Source organism: Pseudomonas sp. R11F, assembly GCF_050312575.1.
GTDB lineage: Bacteria > Pseudomonadota > Gammaproteobacteria > Pseudomonadales > Pseudomonadaceae > Aquipseudomonas > Aquipseudomonas palleroniana.
Window position 1 is genome coordinate 135,632 of sequence record NZ_JBNPJU010000068.1, and the last position, 14,282, is coordinate 149,913.

A 14,282-nucleotide genomic window follows, 5' to 3' on the forward strand; every position below is an offset into this window, starting at 1 on the left:
GATTACTCCTTACTCAGTTAGCGGCGCTTGATCAGCTGGAGGGCTGGGCCATTTGTTTTAAGGTCTTTCAAGACCAGCTGATAGCCGCCCTCGGCGCCGCGACGAGCCGCTTCCTGAATCTTCATCAAGGTTGCTTCGTCGGCATTGCCTTGCACGGTGATGTGCTGGGTAACCCCACCGACAGAAACGGAGGCGGGGCCAGAGTCGCCGGACTGGCTTGATCCGCCACCGCCAATCATGCTTACCCCTAGAGATCCGTCTGCCGATCTCTTGAGCGGCACAATTGCCTCCGGCCCAGCCTCGGCGAAGATGCCTGCACCTTTAGCAAAGGCAAACGTCTGTGGAGTGTTGTAGACCTGGTTCGAATACGCTGAAAGGCTTGGCGAGTCGTACACGCCGCCCTTGGCGTTGGCAGTGATAGCGGTGCCAATGCTTGCGCCGAAGCTCGTTTTGTCGCCCCCACCAAGGAGACCGAACGCACTACTCAGCAGACCCGCCGCCGCCTGCCTAACCTGAATGCGGATCAGGTCTTCGATTATGGAATCTGCAAAATCCTTGAAGGACAGTTTGCCAGTCTTCACGAATTTCACGACCCCATCCTCGAGGTTACCAAAAGCATCGGTGAATAAACTCTTGGTTTGACCCGCAACATCACTAGCCGACTGCAGATAGTTCTGAAAAGCAGACGTCGCACCGCTACGCCAATTTCCCTGGGCCTCCGACATCTTGTCGTAGTTATCGACAACGGTGTCGCGGTACGTCCGCTCCGCATCCTCAAGACTGGCCAGGTCGCGCATGTAGTCTTCCTGGCTGTACTTGTCCGGCGCAGTCTTGCGGCGATCCAACAGCTTGGCGCGCTCGTCGTTGAACTTGTCCGTGGTTGCATCGAGGCTCGCTTGCAGTGCCGCTTGCCGGTCTCCCAGACCCAGCCCATTTGCTGCGCGGGAGCCAGCGGCCTCCAGTGCTGCTCGCTGGCGCTCAAGCTGATTGACGTACGCCTCAGAGGCGGCCGTCAACTGCTCCAGTCGGCCTTTCTCGTTTGTGGCAATGACGGTCAGTTGGCTGTCTGCATCCTTCTGAGCCTTGACCATCCCCTGCCGTGCATCGGCAATCTTCTGATCAAGCTGGATGCTCTGAGCCGCCGTCGTGGTCTTCTTGCCTTTCGTCGCCTCCAGGGCGTCAATCTCGGCCTGGTACACAGCCGTAACATCGTCCTTTTCCTGATTGATCAGGGCCGACCTTTGCTTGGCATAGTCCGACAGCGAAACCACGCCGGCCTTCTGCTGCGCCTCCAGTTCTTTCTGGGCATTCCGGTATTCATTGACGATGTCGGACAGGTTGTTTTTGGCGTTGTTGAAGCTGGTCAGATCGACACTACCGGCTCCGGCTTTTGGATCTTTGTTGTCTTCATCAATTTTCTTGCGCAGCTTGTCATAGGCTCCGCCGGAGAACTTCTTGCCATCGAAGTCAACACCATTCAGCGTTGCGGACTTCTGACCTGTTTTTTCTGCATCCTGATACAGCTTGGTGAACTGATCGTTTAGCTTTTTGTAGGCCTCCTTGCGTTTACTCAGCGGGTCCAGGCTGTCCATTTGCTTGTCCAGTTCCTTCTGGACCGCGATAAGCTCCTTGTTAGCATGTGTTATTTCGCCCGTGGTCGCAGTGAGACTTTCACTGGCTGCCTGGCGAGCCTTGAGTGCGGCGAGCTTCTTCTCTAGCGCCTCAGTTGAGTCGTCATCTTCTCCCGTGCCCAGGCCGAGAGCTGAGTTCAGCGAACTTAGGCCATTAGAAATTGCGCCAGCAAACCCGCCGCCTTTGCGAGTGTCCAGCACGCGCTGAACGATTTCAATTTGCTTGGACAGATCTGGAAACGCCTCTGCCCGGATGTATGCATAAGCTCGCTTTGTAGCAAGTCCGATGTCATCCCAATCTCGCTCTATATCGGAGAGAGATGAGCGGTAGGCCTTTAAGCGCTCCTGCGCCGAGAGGTTCAGGTTTTCGCTTAGGACGTCTAGCGCACGCTGATGATCTCCCTGATCATCAATGCCCTTGATGACCTGGTACTGCTCGTAAGTAAGCAGGCCATACTTCTCACTGATCTTGGATGCCGACTCGGTAGCTGTGTCGCCCACATTGGCCAGGGACGTAGCGATCTCTCCCGCGCCCTTTCCGGTTACTTCTCCGATGGCGGCTGCCGCTTGCGCCAGATTTTGCATCTGAGTGCCACTGGTAGCTGCGCCGGACGCCAGTGCGATAACGGCTTCGCGAGCCCCGGCGAGATTTCCAGTTAAAACCCCGGTCGATTCGCTCATAGCCTTCAGGCTGGCAATGCTTTGGCCTGCGTCGTTCGATCCGCCGTTGATAGCGACGTTGAATTCTCTAGCCCGCTTCATTGCATCAAAATAGGCATATCCAATACTGCCCAGCACAGCAACGAGAAGTCCGGCAGGAATGACCATTCCCGCTAGGCTTTTTGCAGATTCGCCTGCTCCAGCTCCAAGCTGGGCAATAGCACGAGCCCCGCTCCCCAGGTCACCCGATTGCAGTGCATTGGCAAGCTGCATTACGTTCTCTTGGGCCTGGCGAGTGCCGAGCTTCAATTTGTCGAACGCAGTCTCCGTCGCGGTCAACCCGGCACGGTCCTTACCGATCTTGGCCAAGGCATCTTGGTATCGTTCGGCATCTATCTGACCTGTTTTGTGCAGGTCGTTTAGCGCTTTCTCTTGGGACTCCAACTTCGCCAGCTTGGCGGTCACTGGGTCAATCCCGTTGACGGTGCGTTTCAGCGCCTCAATCTGGCGGTTTTCGGTCTTAATCAGCTTCTGTTTCTGCGCCAACTCCTTGGCTTCGGCCTTCTCGATTTTGTCGTAGGCCTTGCCCAGCTGATCTTGATACTTGGCCTGATCTTCGATAGTGACCAAGCCGCCTTTTCGAGCGCGCTCCAACAACCCCTCTGCCCGCACTAAGGATTCAATGCTGTCGATATTGCCCGTCATCGCCTTGTCGAGTTGGCTGATAACGGTTATTTCTGCGGCGGCGCTTTCAGTCGCTTTGCGGTTTGCACCGGACCTGCGATCTATCGCGGCAGTGGACTTATCAACGCCCTGGGCTACTTCATTTTCTGCCTGAGTGATCTTCTTGCCCGTGTTGGCCAGGCCTTCACCAGTCTTGCCTAGGTCGTCGATTGCCTTCTGTGCACCTTCTGCCGAGTCGACCAATTTATCCAGGTCGTCAGCGGCCTTTGCTGCTTGCGAGGACTCAACGGCGATGCCCAGGGAGGCGAAGTTGGTGCTCATTATTTTTCTCCGGGCAATAAAAAACCCGCCGGAGCGGGTTTGTGAGGGTGTTTATTTAGTGCTGATTAAAATATCCGAAAGCCACAACAGCTATTCCCAACAACAAAACGAGAATAGTTCGGTGGCTTCTCATAGGCCCATACACAGAGTCGTGCGCAGCCTTTGCTTCAGCGTCAGTGATTGGCGTCAAATCGCTTCCGCAGTGCTTGCACTTGGATGCCTGCATTTTTACAAACTCTGAGCAGCTAGGGCAGGCCCTCTCCCCGTTAGAGTTGACGAGAAGTCCCTTCTTGATAGGCGAAGATTTTTCTGGGGCTGGCTTGATTATTAGATAAATGACCAGGCCAAGAACAGGAAAGAAAATTCCCACCAAAAACCCTTCGAAAGCCGACCTGTTCTTCGAGTTTGCCGCCACGGCCGTGAGTCCGGCAACAATGAGCCAACCCAGAACGATAACCTGTGACATATCAACTTCTCCTTAGATACTTAGAAGCTGCTCGGCTGCACGGCTATCGACCCACCACCAGCGGGAAGGAAAGCTCTGAATTTCTTTTGCTGGCCCTGCTTCAAAACTACTGACGTTTCCATTCGCTCGGGGTTCGCTGCGCAAAGTGCCGAACCATCCAATGCGGCGCCTAACAACCACTCACCGGAAGGCACCTGGAAGACAGCCTTCTCGCCGGTGTCCAGCTTTGCCACGGGAGCACCATTTAGGAAGATGGTCGCGAAGCAGCCGCCGCCGAGAAACCCTGTGTCTCTCGTCACGATTAGCGAACTACCACCAGACACTGGCTTTTGGTAGCCGCTTACCCTTTCGGATGGCGCTGGGCGAGCCTTGTCGGACGGAACTGGTGAAGTCGCACAACCAGCCAGCAACGCTACCGCCAGAGCACCTACGAATAATTTCATGTCGTTCCCTCGTTGATATGTGGCGAGACTTTATCACCAACAACGGAGCAACACGAAAGCCCCGCATGGGCGGGGTTAATTCGTGGCGGTAGTTAAATGTGACTCAGGATCACATCTGAAATCTAACGTCGGACGCCGCCGGCAACGACGGCCGGAAGCCCGGACCGAAGCTGGTCGGCCAGCCTGGCTAGCATCTCCTGGACAGACTCTTTCCACAGAATCTGCTGCACCGGCTTGCCGTCGCTGTGTTTCTTGCCAGTGTCGGTGATGACCGCGAAGAGCTTGCCGTCAGGCGTAACCTCCCAGCGCTTCTTGCCAGGCTTGTAGATCACCTGATGTTGTAGCCCGCACTCGGCGAGCAACTTGTTCATGCTCACAGCAGTCATGCCGAACTTCGCGCCAAGCTCGGTTGGGGTGAAGTTCATTTCCTGCGACTCATTGACGAGCCGCTTAACGCCGGCCATTTCCATCAGGTCCACGCCGATAGCGGACTTGACCATGCTATTGGCGCTCAACAGAGCTTGGTTACCTTCAAGACCGAAGCACTCTGCGATGCGCCGGGCGGCGTCAAGATTGTCGGCCGCAATCGGCAGTCTTTTTTCTTGTGGAATGACATGGTCGTTGGCAGCAACAGTGTCGAACGTGCGAATCACGTGAAGGCTGAAGACTGGGCTGACCCACATAGCGTAGGAGAACACGAGCTCCTTCACTACGTAGGTGCCACCATACCTTCCCGGCTTTGAGGCAACCGGCACGTAACTCTTCTCAGTAGCAGAATTAGAAATCGCCTCCGCAAGCTCTACCGTCTCCGGACGCTTCATGAAAAATGCTGGCTGATGCCGAGGCTCCCCGCCAGCCGCACGATGAAAGTCGTTCAGGCTGAATCGGCCGTCTTGGTCTTGGTGAATCTCAATGCCCGCGATCATCAGCGCATTCATGCTACAGCCCTCCGCGCAGCTTGGTAGAGCGACCGGCGACGCAGATTTTCGGTAGCCCGCGCTACGAACTCAAACATCTCCGCCGTCGAAACCGGCATATCCCCGTCAACGAGCATCGACTTCATGAACTGCTGCCGGGTCAAAACGAATGCCCCCATTGGCACGGGCGTGACCTGCCGATTGCCGTGATGGTCGGCGCTGACGAGATATCGCTCACACTCTCCAAGTTTGTCGGGGATATCAAAGGACTTGCCCTGCCCCTTCGGAATGAATTCACCCTCAAGAACTGCGTAGGCCGCGATGAAGTTGCACGCCGACTCGAACTGGCTTGCAGGGATTAGCTCAATGCGCGGTACGTTGAAGCGTGTGTGCACTGCTGAATAAATACGTGCGGAAGCACTACGCTGAATGGAGGCTGGAAGATGTGCCACCTTGTGGCGTGCCAAGCCTTTCAGGGCATTTGTCTCGGTCATGTCGACCAGATCATCCATCAGCGCCTTCATTTTATTGCTGGAATCTTGGTAGCTGCCCTGCTTGCGAATCGCCGGGAGGACTTCAGCGGTGACCCACTTCTTAAAGCGTTTGGCTTCAGCCTTACGGCTGCGCAGGATTGCCGAGTAAAGGCCTGACTCGTTAATGACCAGCATTTCCTGATCGCCGCCAAGGGTCTGCACAATCGACAGACCCTTTTCATCGTCGTCCAAATGCCGAGTCATCGCCGACGCTTCGCTGTACTGAAGCGCAGCAGAAACATCGTTAGCCACGAACCACGGCTGATCATCAATCAACAGCGTACGTACCTGCTGCTTGCCGAAATTGAACGGGATGACATTCGAAACGGTTGTGCTAACATCGCTCATGACGATTTCTTCCTGGTAGTTGATCTCGTTACCTGAAGCCCTGGCCTGCACGCCGGGGCTTCTTCGTTTTAGGCTATTGCCTGCTTGCTCTGCTGCATTTCCCGCCATTTCAACCCTTCCTCGATCAGCATTTCAATTTCGGTATTAAGGCTGCGTCGGTATATCTCTGACTGCGCTTTCGCGGCTTCTCTTACGTGAGGCCTTAGGCGCAGTGGGTATGGACTGATTGGTGTCTTCGCTGCCATGGCTGGCTCCTTGCAATGTGAATCTATTAGATATCACCACACCCATAGAGTCAAATAGATTCTTTGATCTCAAACAGATTCTTTTCGCATACTCGCCATACACCTTGAGCCCTAGGACAAACATGAGCGAGAAGAAGCAGCAGGCCGCCTATCCATTGCGGATGACGCCAGAACTCAGGGATGCAATTGAGAAAGCAGCGCAAGATTCAAAGCGCTCGCTGAACGCAGAGATCGTCACCAGGCTTGAGCTCAGCCTGATAGCGGATGACCGCTCTACTACATTTTTGAGCGCGGAGAAGGCACGAGAGTTAGTAGCGCTGGCAGAGGGCAATCTCACCAAGAAAATTCACGACTCAATACAACGATCAATCGCCCTATCAGCAGTAGGGGGGCAAACTCGCGTCGTAGTGTCGCTATCTCCGTTCAATCTCGACTCAAACGACGACGCTCATATGGATACACTGAAAACCGTGATCCGGCGTCTCGAAGATGCTGGATACTCAGTGGAGATCAATGGCCTTGACCGCATCACGCTTTCTTTCTGATCGCGCCCATCCAGTCAATGGGTATTGCCACTGTCAACACCCCGACCAAGCCCGGCCCGGCGCCAACCAGTGAGGAACCATGGATGTCCTGGTGGAATAAACTCTTCGGCGGATCGGTTTCGGAGTCGCCCAGCCCACAGCCACAGCCACGGATCGATTTTTCAGATCTGGCTCCCAATGACGATTCGCTGTATCTGGATGCTGCACGCTTTATTATGTCTAGCGGCCACTGCAGCGTGTCAGCGGTTCAGCGCCAACTGAAAATCGGCTACAACCGTGCAGCGCGCCTGATCGAAGCGCTTGAGGATGACTGCGTTATCTCGGTACCTGATGCAGAAGGCCGCCGCCACTTACTCTCCCACCAGCAGCGGGGCGCTGCGCGCCTGTTGCCTTCCAAAGCCGAAATCGAACGGCAGCGAAAGGAGGAGGAGCTTGCTCTGCGGACCGCTTATCTCTCAGAAAAATACGCTGACCAAAGAATCGTCCAGGCAATTCTTGATCAAAAAATCTGGGAGGGAATGACGGCTGCTCATCTATTCGACTCAGCCGGTGAACCAGAGGCAATCGATCAAAAATATATGAAGGCCAAATCCCGCGAAATTTGGAAATATCATCACGAAGGCGGCAACCGATTTTTACTGCGTGTGACCTTGGAAAACGGCATCGTCGTTGGCTGGGACGCAAAAGGTTAGCCCACGACAGGCCCGCTGCGCTTCTTTGCACTCAACAAAACGGAGTAGTCGCTATGAAAATCCTCGAACCTATGTCTGTTGCATGGCGTAATCGTCCAAAGAAGACCTTGGCAGATCTCAACGACTGGGCGCTCGCCTTTATTGGAGGCCCAAGCTTCCTCATTGGGACCTTTTACGTATCAGTCGTCTGGAAGAGCACTCCCGAGTTAATCAGCCTTTCCCAGGACCACGGCCTGCCACCGGCCGCAATTCTAGCGTTTCTTTTACTGGGGGGATTGGCATTGAGTGGATGGTTTTTTTTGACGGTCGCCCGCCGGTGCAACGAACTGCTTTACGAGCGGAATTTCAAGTAACCCAAGCCCGGCCCGCCGGGCTTTTTCTTGCCTGTACAAATCCTCAGCTCGTAAGTGCTTATTTAGAACACATTAAACGCAAGGAGCACTGATGATCGTCTACAAATACATGAGCCTCGCCGGATTGGAAGCATGTCTGAGCAATCGGACAATCAGGTTTACTAAGCCAGTCAATTTCAATGATCCTTTCGATTGCGCCGCATCGGCGGAAACTACAACCGAAGGGTTGAACGTCAGAACAGTTGGTTCCACAAACGCGGATAGGCTTTTCTCGTTCAGAAATGCCTTCGGCATTTTGTCTTTGACTCGGAATCCACTAAACCCGCTGATGTGGGCCCATTATGGACAGAGCCATACTGGCGGCGTGATCGCGATTGACAGCGAGGCGGCAGGCTTGGAGTGCCCGGCCACCAATATCATCACTGCCAGTTCGGGCAACGCTATCTACACGACTGTCCGCCCAAGCCTAGACAGCGACCTTCTACCCTATCACGACGAATTATCCTCTCAACATGACAGGCTAATGCTCCAGCGCCTCTTCCTCTATAAGTCGCTTCACTGGTCGTATGAGGAAGAGATCCGTGTGGCTCGCCGGATTGATTACACACCTCAAGTAAAATTCCAAGATTTCGTGATACCGGCAGATGCCATCATGGGGGTATATCTAGGCGCCAGGTATTTTGCAGCGCTCATCGATGATTTCGAAGGAACCCTTCCCAGGGTGCATCTGCACCACCCGAATTTTGAGTTTCACGTCTGTTATCAGAATCAGCGAACGTGGGATTTGCATTCCGAACCTTATCGGTCGAACGCATAGCGGTTGTCAGATGCAAAAAGCCCAGCGCGGGGCTGGACTAGTCCAAAGACAGCTATCGGCCAGAAGCAGTCATTCAATACTCTACTAACTCAGAGACGACTCAGGGTGGCACGCGTAAATACTAATGGCCATTTGTCATCACCCTGACTATTATTGCCCGTCACTATCTGCCTACCAGGTAAATCGCCGAGTCTCCCCCCGTTGAGCGGGATCGACAGGCAGCGGGCTAATGAGCCAAGGAATTTACGTGTTCAAACCTTTCGCTTTAGCGCTTACCCTCGCGTGTCTGTTCGGCTGCGATCAACAACCTCAGGTCCATAGCGTGAAACCCATCAGTACCCTTCAAGAACAGGAACACGCCCTGATGATTGGTAAATGGTACGGCGAAGCGACAACCCTCGACGGTAAACGTACGCAGCAACTGAGCGAGCGCCGCGCCGATGGCGTCTTCACCACGCACTTTCGCGTGACCGACAAATCCGGCCAATGGATTGAGCAAAAGGAATTCGGCTTATGGGGAGTGTCCGGCAAGATCTACTTCACCATCACCACCGGGAGGCAAGTGGGAGATGAGATCTCTCACGCCATCCCAGGAAACCCTTACCTTAATGACGCGTACGAAATCATTGAGTTAACCGACTCTACTTACCGCAGCAAGGCGCAAGACAGCGGCAGCGACTTCACCCAAAAAAGAGTGAACGACGAGTTTCAGTTTCCAGCGATTCAGGCGGCCAAGCCTTGATGATCGCTCTCACTTGTCCGCTTTGGGTCGGAAGCGTCATCTATGAATGGATGCTTCTGGCCGATTATGGCCGTTGACGACAGATTGATTAAACGCTGCCTGGGAATATTTTTTTAAGACGTCCCCTACATCTGTACGAGGTGCGTGGGCGCCTGTGAATATTGGCCGAAAACTCTAGACTCTGGTGATCATGTGCGACGTGTTGCGGTCCCCAGGCTTCGCTTAGGCTCTACGTGCTCCAGACCCAGTCAATGAATTTGTGCATGAAGCCGTGGGAGCGAACGACGATGCCGGAAAGGTCGCAGGCCCGTATGAGACCAGGTAACTACAAGCTTACGCACTTGGTCGATTGGGAGGTAAAGATTACAAATGCCGTAGTAACGGACGCCCCTGCTACTCTGAGGCTAGAAGTTTTCTAACCTCGGTGATAATCAAGTGGATATCGAATGGCTTTGGTAATACAGCATCAAACAAATCTGGTCTTTGCCTACCAATATCCGCCTGGGCACCGCTCATCAAAATAATCGGTAAGTGATTAGTGGAAGGAAGTGCTCGCACGGCTGTGGCGAATTCTAAGCCGTCCATGACCGGCATCATGAAATCGGTGATGATCAATGCTGGCCTTTCTCTATCAAGCACCTCAAGTCCTTTTTGACCATTACTGGCCGTTACCACCATGAACCCTTCATCTTCCAGCGCGAAGCTGAGAATGTCAGCGATCAAATACTCGTCGTCGACGACCAAGATGGTGGTCATTTTAGTTCAACCCACTCAAAAGCTTAAGAAATTGAACCAGGAAATGACTCAGTGTGCACTGATGGTTCATGTCTTAAAGCCTTTTTCAATAAAACTTCTTGATTATGGATGACAACCTCAAAACGCGAGGGGTCATAAGCGCTATCCCTTACTTTAAGAATGGAAAGCGTCCTGCATAGTTCAGAGTGATTTTCTGAGAATCTCATGAGCATCAGATTGTCGACGATGCTTGACAGGTCCGAGCTTGGCGCACTGACCTCTGAACCAAACAGATCGCGCATTTCCCAAGAGGCGAATACCGTGACCCCCCTGGCCCGCAGCTCGTTCATCAGTGCGCTTAAAAAGTCTGTGATCCTCGCCGGATTCGTTGAGACTCGCGTCATACCGCTAAGGCTGTCGATAAACAGGCGTCTGATACCTTTTTCTTCAACGATAGTCAGTAGTCGTGCACCCAGTCCATCCAGTAAGCCTTCAGTAGTAGGCTGCCAGGCAATGCTCAGGGCGCCACTGTCTTCCATGCTTTTGATATCGATACCCAGTGATTGGCCCTTGAGTCGAAGCCGCTGTGGGCTTTCGTAGAAGCCAAAATGCAGTCCTGGAGAATCTACCGTAGACTCGGCCAAAAATTTCAATCCCAGAGTCGTTTTACCAATTCCGGAAGGCCCCATGACGAGAGAGACACTGGAACTGTAAAGGCCCCCACCCAATATGCCATCTAGTGAGCCAATTCCACTGGCAATGCGCGTCATGTCGGCACTGTCTGGGGCGGATGGATGGCTGTAAAGGCTTTCGAGTCGAGGGTAAACGACCAATCCGTTGTCGTTAATCTCACACTCATGAATACCTGTCATTGCGCCACTGCCACGAGTTTTACGCAGCTGAATACGACGTACTGAGCGGGTGCCGAATAACTCTTCGCCCATTTCAATCACGCCATCAACCATAGTGTGCTCGGGACTGCCATCATCGATACGTGAGCTGGTGAGGAACAATACGGTGCAACCCGCAAAGGCGGCGTGCCCTTGCAGCTCCGAAATAAATTTTTTGGTATCGATGGGCGAATCGGCTTTTGAGCGCGCGTTAAGCAAGCCGTCTACTACCATCACCGTGGCTTTTTGACGAATGATCTCGCGCCGAAGCAGCTTTACCACTTCACCCAGGCCCTCGTTTTCCAGAGTATCAAACGCGCTGACAAACTGAATTTGTGCGCCGACTTTGGAAGCGTCGAAAAAGCTCAGAGTAGAAAGAAACTGAAAAAGACGGTCATGTGACTCGGCCAGCAACGTAGCGACCAGAACTCGGCCGCCGTTGTTCGCATGATGGAACCCAAGTTGGTTGGCTAAGATCGTTTTGCCGGAACCAGGCCGCCCTTGGATGATGTATGAAGCGCCTGCGACTAGCCCTCCTTTGAGCAGAGCGTCTAGCCCTTCGATCCCAGTTTGAAGACGTTTGAGCTTTTCCACGATGCGACCCTGATCTGAAAACAGGCTGTATAAGCCGAGTGAGGCGGAATGCTAACGCCATTTGCCTTCAGGAGCCATTCTCGGCTAACGCATGATTGAAAAAGAGAGCTGAATGCGCCGTTGCCTTCTTCTGAATCGTTCCGTATTTCTTAGATAGTGAGTGTCAGCTTAGGGCTGAGAGCGAACACACACCACGTTTCTGTCTCTTGCCCAGGCATTCAGCAGACTGAGGGGTAATGCAAAAAGCCCAGCGCGTGAGATTACGCTTTACCAAGCGGAATCTTCAGTGAAACGTGCAACCCCGCAGGGTCCCAATTTCGTGCGATAGAGCCGTCGATCGACTCTGCTAATCGATCAATCATGTGCGTGCCAAACCCGTGTTTGGTCGGCATTGATACAGCAGGGCCGCCGATCTCGCGCCACTCGATTGTTAGGCACTTTTCTTTAGTAAACCAGCAAACATGAACCTCTCCGTCAGCGCTGCTCAAAGAGCCATGTTTCACAGAGTTAGTTGCCAGCTCATGAAGGAAAAGTGCGAGAGTCTGACAGAGTTCCTGAGGAACCTGCTGTTGCGGGCCTATTAACCTGCATTGCGAACCAAACGGATTCAAGACTGAGCCCGTGAACGCTTTCATATCAGCGTTCGACATTTCCGGGCCAGCCAACACAGACTCATAAGCTCGTGCTAATGCTCCCAGTTTATCGGTAAGAATTTTAGCCAACCCACCATCCCCACCGACGGACCGTGCTTCCCTATCGGACATCCTCACAACTGCGTTCACAACCGAGAAAAGATTTTTAATCCGATGAAGCATCTCGCCCGAAAGAAGTTGCTCTCGTTTGAGAGATCTATCTAGGTCTCGCCGCAACAACGTCTGTTCCGTAATATCCCGAGAAACGCATACGATCGAGCTCACTTTCCCCGTCTGATCAGCTGCGGGAGTTAGTAAGTTATCCCAGTAAGTAACTTTTCCGGAGCACTCACTATACCCTGCAAAACGAGCGGTATTTCCACTTAGAGCTTGAGCTAAAGCTTCGGTGGCAGCGTCATGAACTGATGTGGGTAGAAGGGCCACCCAAGAACTTCCTTTAACCTGAGACTTTGTCACTCCCAACGCCAGACACCCAGCGTTACTCATAGCCAATAGCGTTCCGTTCAGATCGAGAATTTTAATGCAGTCAGGAGTCGCATCGAGCATTGCACTCTGAAGATCGGGGTGGGCGACAGGAATATCATCATCATGTTTATGCATCGTTTTCCAGCTTAGCCCCTAACCGTTGAGTCCAAGACTAGAGGAATTGAGAGGGTACTACAATCGTAAGGTCTGTTTACCCATCCAGTGTGGATGGAAAGCCAGTAACGCTGCAGCCACCGCAGATAGTAGCCTTCTGCCGCACGCAAGGATTTCCCAGTCCTTCGCCTGCAAGCCCAAGGACTGGGACAGCGCCAATATCGGCGCGTTTATGACCTGGAGGTGAACGTGGCATTAGAACTGAATAGCCTGTCCCTTTCTCGCCGTAACAATCCGCCAACCGCTCAAGCCAGCCTTACCGACCAGGATGGTTGCGTAGTAATTGTGAACGTTAAACTTGAAGGAAAACCGGTAGACGAGTTTTCTTTAAAGGAATTGGGTGTTTTGGCGATGGCAGCCGCAAAACACCTTACGCACCAGGTTTGATAGACGCCTGAAGCGAATCAACACGCGCTGCGAGTGCCATATCTGCATTGGCTCTCGCAGCCGCTTCACTGTGAACCTGAGCGTTCAAGGTCGACACCGACTGAGACAGAGCCTGAATTCGATCGTCAGTGACGCGAACCATTCCGACGGTGCTGCCGCCGATCATGACTTCGTTGATGTAAAGCTGCCCATCAACAATGGCGAAAGGCTTATCCATAGGTATCTCCTGCGGCCCTGCCGCGTCATGTTGGTTGTTTTACGTCTTTGTGTCTGAGGATCAGGCGCTCCTCGCCCTCTCCCGCTGTTCCGCCATCACCTGCAGGGCTTCAGCCTCCATCCGCCGGAAGTCGATGAAAATGGTTTGTCGCTGGCTGATCGGTACGCCACACATCCGAATCACCCCGGATAGAACGCTGTAGTCCATGCCAGTCGCGCCGCACGTGCCTGTGCGCCACTGGGTGCTCATGGCCTCAAAGACTTTGAAAACATCCCAGTTGTCAGGCCAGATGCCGACTTCCTTGTCGGGTAAGTCCTGGCGCGACAAACCGAAGGCCAACAGTTCTGCATCTGATGGCCCAGGCTCATACAGGGCGCGTGAGGCGCTTAGGAGTTTCCCAGGCGGGCCTCATTGAAAGCCTCGGCGTAAGCATTCAGCACAGCCTTCGGCGCCGAGTTGATCGAGTTGACGAGGATGCGCACGTTTTCAGGCGTGAACTCCTCTTCAATATCCCAGCCGACCACCACATCGAGCAGTTGGTCGGCCTGTAGGGCGATCTGCGCGGCAGTGAAAGCTTTGAGATCCATATCCCCTACCTGCTTGCCCAGCTCGTCGTGCCGCTCGTTCCAGCCGGTGTACAGCTCAGCGAGCGCGGTACGGTCCAGATACTTGAACTCGAACTCCACCTTTTCAGCGTTGTACCCTGCCCGCTGGATCATCACCGGCGCTTTGAACGTCGGCTTTTGGATCAGCTTGAACTTGGCCATGGG

The 14,282-nt window shown here is 53.5% G+C and carries 17 protein-coding genes; 6 read left to right on the plus strand and 11 right to left on the minus strand.

The window, feature by feature from the left end:
• Positions 1-17: 17 nt before the first annotated feature.
• From ACQRBV_RS22505 to ACQRBV_RS22525, 5 genes are all read right to left on the minus strand, one after another.
• A complete protein-coding gene (locus ACQRBV_RS22505) occupies positions 18-3,296 on the minus strand; it encodes a phage tail tape measure protein (protein WP_411984017.1) in 3,279 nt (1,092 codons plus the stop codon).
• Between the two features lie 55 nt (positions 3,297-3,351).
• Positions 3,352-3,762 carry a zinc ribbon domain-containing protein gene (locus ACQRBV_RS22510; RefSeq protein WP_411984016.1) on the minus strand — a complete coding sequence of 137 codons (411 nt, stop codon included), beginning with the start codon at positions 3,760-3,762 and terminating at the stop codon, positions 3,352-3,354.
• Between the two features lie 20 nt (positions 3,763-3,782).
• Positions 3,783-4,205 (minus strand): hypothetical protein, encoded by a 423-nt coding sequence (locus ACQRBV_RS22515; RefSeq protein ID WP_411984015.1) that lies wholly within the window; start codon positions 4,203-4,205, stop codon positions 3,783-3,785.
• 122 nt (positions 4,206-4,327) lie between these two features.
• Positions 4,328-5,143: a KilA-N domain-containing protein gene (locus ACQRBV_RS22520; RefSeq protein WP_411984014.1), complete on the minus strand. Its 816-nt coding sequence runs from the start codon at positions 5,141-5,143 to the stop codon at positions 4,328-4,330.
• Complete coding sequence (locus ACQRBV_RS22525) at positions 5,140-6,111, minus strand: BRO family protein (protein ID WP_411984013.1); 972 nt, start codon at positions 6,109-6,111, stop codon at positions 5,140-5,142. The genes ACQRBV_RS22520 and ACQRBV_RS22525 overlap by 4 nt, the downstream gene beginning before the upstream one ends.
• A gap of 259 nt (positions 6,112-6,370) precedes the next feature.
• Between ACQRBV_RS22525 and ACQRBV_RS22530 the strand changes: the two genes are divergently transcribed.
• From ACQRBV_RS22530 to ACQRBV_RS22550, 5 genes are all read left to right on the plus strand, one after another.
• On the plus strand, positions 6,371-6,793 hold the full coding sequence (locus ACQRBV_RS22530; RefSeq protein WP_411984012.1) for an Arc family DNA-binding protein: 423 nt from the start codon (positions 6,371-6,373) through the stop codon (positions 6,791-6,793).
• A gap of 83 nt (positions 6,794-6,876) precedes the next feature.
• Entirely contained in the window at positions 6,877-7,485 is a 609-nt protein-coding gene (locus ACQRBV_RS22535; protein ID WP_411984011.1) for a DNA translocase FtsK, read from the plus strand.
• 53 nt (positions 7,486-7,538) lie between these two features.
• On the plus strand, positions 7,539-7,838 hold the full coding sequence (locus ACQRBV_RS22540) for a hypothetical protein (protein WP_411984010.1): 300 nt from the start codon (positions 7,539-7,541) through the stop codon (positions 7,836-7,838).
• A 91-nt stretch (positions 7,839-7,929) separates the two neighbouring features.
• Positions 7,930-8,655 (plus strand): DUF2971 domain-containing protein, encoded by a 726-nt coding sequence (locus ACQRBV_RS22545; protein WP_411984009.1) that lies wholly within the window; start codon positions 7,930-7,932, stop codon positions 8,653-8,655.
• Positions 8,656-8,902: 247 nt separating this feature from the next.
• Positions 8,903-9,397: a hypothetical protein gene (locus ACQRBV_RS22550; RefSeq protein ID WP_411984008.1), complete on the plus strand. Its 495-nt coding sequence runs from the start codon at positions 8,903-8,905 to the stop codon at positions 9,395-9,397.
• A gap of 393 nt (positions 9,398-9,790) precedes the next feature.
• On the opposite strand, the gene ACQRBV_RS22555 is transcribed toward ACQRBV_RS22550, so the two are convergent.
• The 3 genes from ACQRBV_RS22555 to ACQRBV_RS22565 form a co-directional block, all read right to left on the minus strand.
• A complete protein-coding gene (locus tag ACQRBV_RS22555) occupies positions 9,791-10,153 on the minus strand; it encodes a response regulator (protein WP_411984007.1) in 363 nt (120 codons plus the stop codon).
• A gap of 23 nt (positions 10,154-10,176) precedes the next feature.
• On the minus strand, positions 10,177-11,616 hold the full coding sequence (locus ACQRBV_RS22560; RefSeq protein WP_411984006.1) for an ATPase domain-containing protein: 1,440 nt from the start codon (positions 11,614-11,616) through the stop codon (positions 10,177-10,179).
• A gap of 260 nt (positions 11,617-11,876) precedes the next feature.
• Positions 11,877-12,869 carry a PAS domain-containing protein gene (locus ACQRBV_RS22565; protein ID WP_411984005.1) on the minus strand — a complete coding sequence of 331 codons (993 nt, stop codon included), beginning with the start codon at positions 12,867-12,869 and terminating at the stop codon, positions 11,877-11,879.
• A 228-nt stretch (positions 12,870-13,097) separates the two neighbouring features.
• Between ACQRBV_RS22565 and ACQRBV_RS22570 the strand changes: the two genes are divergently transcribed.
• Complete coding sequence (locus tag ACQRBV_RS22570) at positions 13,098-13,295, plus strand: hypothetical protein (RefSeq protein WP_411984004.1); 198 nt, start codon at positions 13,098-13,100, stop codon at positions 13,293-13,295.
• Here the strand turns inward: ACQRBV_RS22570 and ACQRBV_RS22575 are convergent.
• The 3 genes from ACQRBV_RS22575 to ACQRBV_RS22585 are packed head-to-tail and all read right to left on the minus strand — an operon-like array spanning position 13,279 to position 14,279.
• Positions 13,279-13,512, minus strand: coding sequence for a hypothetical protein (locus ACQRBV_RS22575; RefSeq protein ID WP_411984003.1), 234 nt, complete (start codon positions 13,510-13,512; stop codon positions 13,279-13,281). The genes ACQRBV_RS22570 and ACQRBV_RS22575 overlap by 17 nt on opposite strands.
• A 60-nt stretch (positions 13,513-13,572) precedes the next feature.
• Positions 13,573-13,851, minus strand: coding sequence for a DUF1799 domain-containing protein (locus ACQRBV_RS22580; protein WP_411984002.1), 279 nt, complete (start codon positions 13,849-13,851; stop codon positions 13,573-13,575).
• A gap of 47 nt (positions 13,852-13,898) precedes the next feature.
• Positions 13,899-14,279 (minus strand): phage tail assembly chaperone, encoded by a 381-nt coding sequence (locus ACQRBV_RS22585; RefSeq protein WP_411984001.1) that lies wholly within the window; start codon positions 14,277-14,279, stop codon positions 13,899-13,901.
• Positions 14,280-14,282 lie beyond the last annotated feature (3 nt).

Bases quoted from the DNA above. Each gene is read 5' to 3' on its own strand.
- ACQRBV_RS22530 (WP_411984012.1), top strand. From the start codon at position 6,371: ATGAGCGAGAAGAAGCAGCAGGCCGCCTATCCATTGCGGATGACGCCA.
- ACQRBV_RS22555 (WP_411984007.1), bottom strand. From the start codon at position 10,153: ATGACCACCATCTTGGTCGTCGACGACGAGTATTTGATCGCTGACATT.
- ACQRBV_RS22505 (WP_411984017.1), bottom strand. From the start codon at position 3,296: ATGAGCACCAACTTCGCCTCCCTGGGCATCGCCGTTGAGTCCTCGCAA.
- ACQRBV_RS22540 (WP_411984010.1), top strand. From the start codon at position 7,539: ATGAAAATCCTCGAACCTATGTCTGTTGCATGGCGTAATCGTCCAAAG.
- ACQRBV_RS22565 (WP_411984005.1), bottom strand. From the start codon at position 12,869: ATGCATAAACATGATGATGATATTCCTGTCGCCCACCCCGATCTTCAG.
- ACQRBV_RS22525 (WP_411984013.1), bottom strand. From the start codon at position 6,111: ATGGCGGGAAATGCAGCAGAGCAAGCAGGCAATAGCCTAAAACGAAGA.
- ACQRBV_RS22575 (WP_411984003.1), bottom strand. From the start codon at position 13,512: ATGGATAAGCCTTTCGCCATTGTTGATGGGCAGCTTTACATCAACGAA.
- ACQRBV_RS22520 (WP_411984014.1), bottom strand. From the start codon at position 5,143: ATGAATGCGCTGATGATCGCGGGCATTGAGATTCACCAAGACCAAGAC.
- ACQRBV_RS22535 (WP_411984011.1), top strand. From the start codon at position 6,877: ATGTCCTGGTGGAATAAACTCTTCGGCGGATCGGTTTCGGAGTCGCCC.
- ACQRBV_RS22545 (WP_411984009.1), top strand. From the start codon at position 7,930: ATGATCGTCTACAAATACATGAGCCTCGCCGGATTGGAAGCATGTCTG.
- ACQRBV_RS22585 (WP_411984001.1), bottom strand. From the start codon at position 14,279: ATGGCCAAGTTCAAGCTGATCCAAAAGCCGACGTTCAAAGCGCCGGTG.
- ACQRBV_RS22515 (WP_411984015.1), bottom strand. From the start codon at position 4,205: ATGAAATTATTCGTAGGTGCTCTGGCGGTAGCGTTGCTGGCTGGTTGT.
- ACQRBV_RS22510 (WP_411984016.1), bottom strand. From the start codon at position 3,762: ATGTCACAGGTTATCGTTCTGGGTTGGCTCATTGTTGCCGGACTCACG.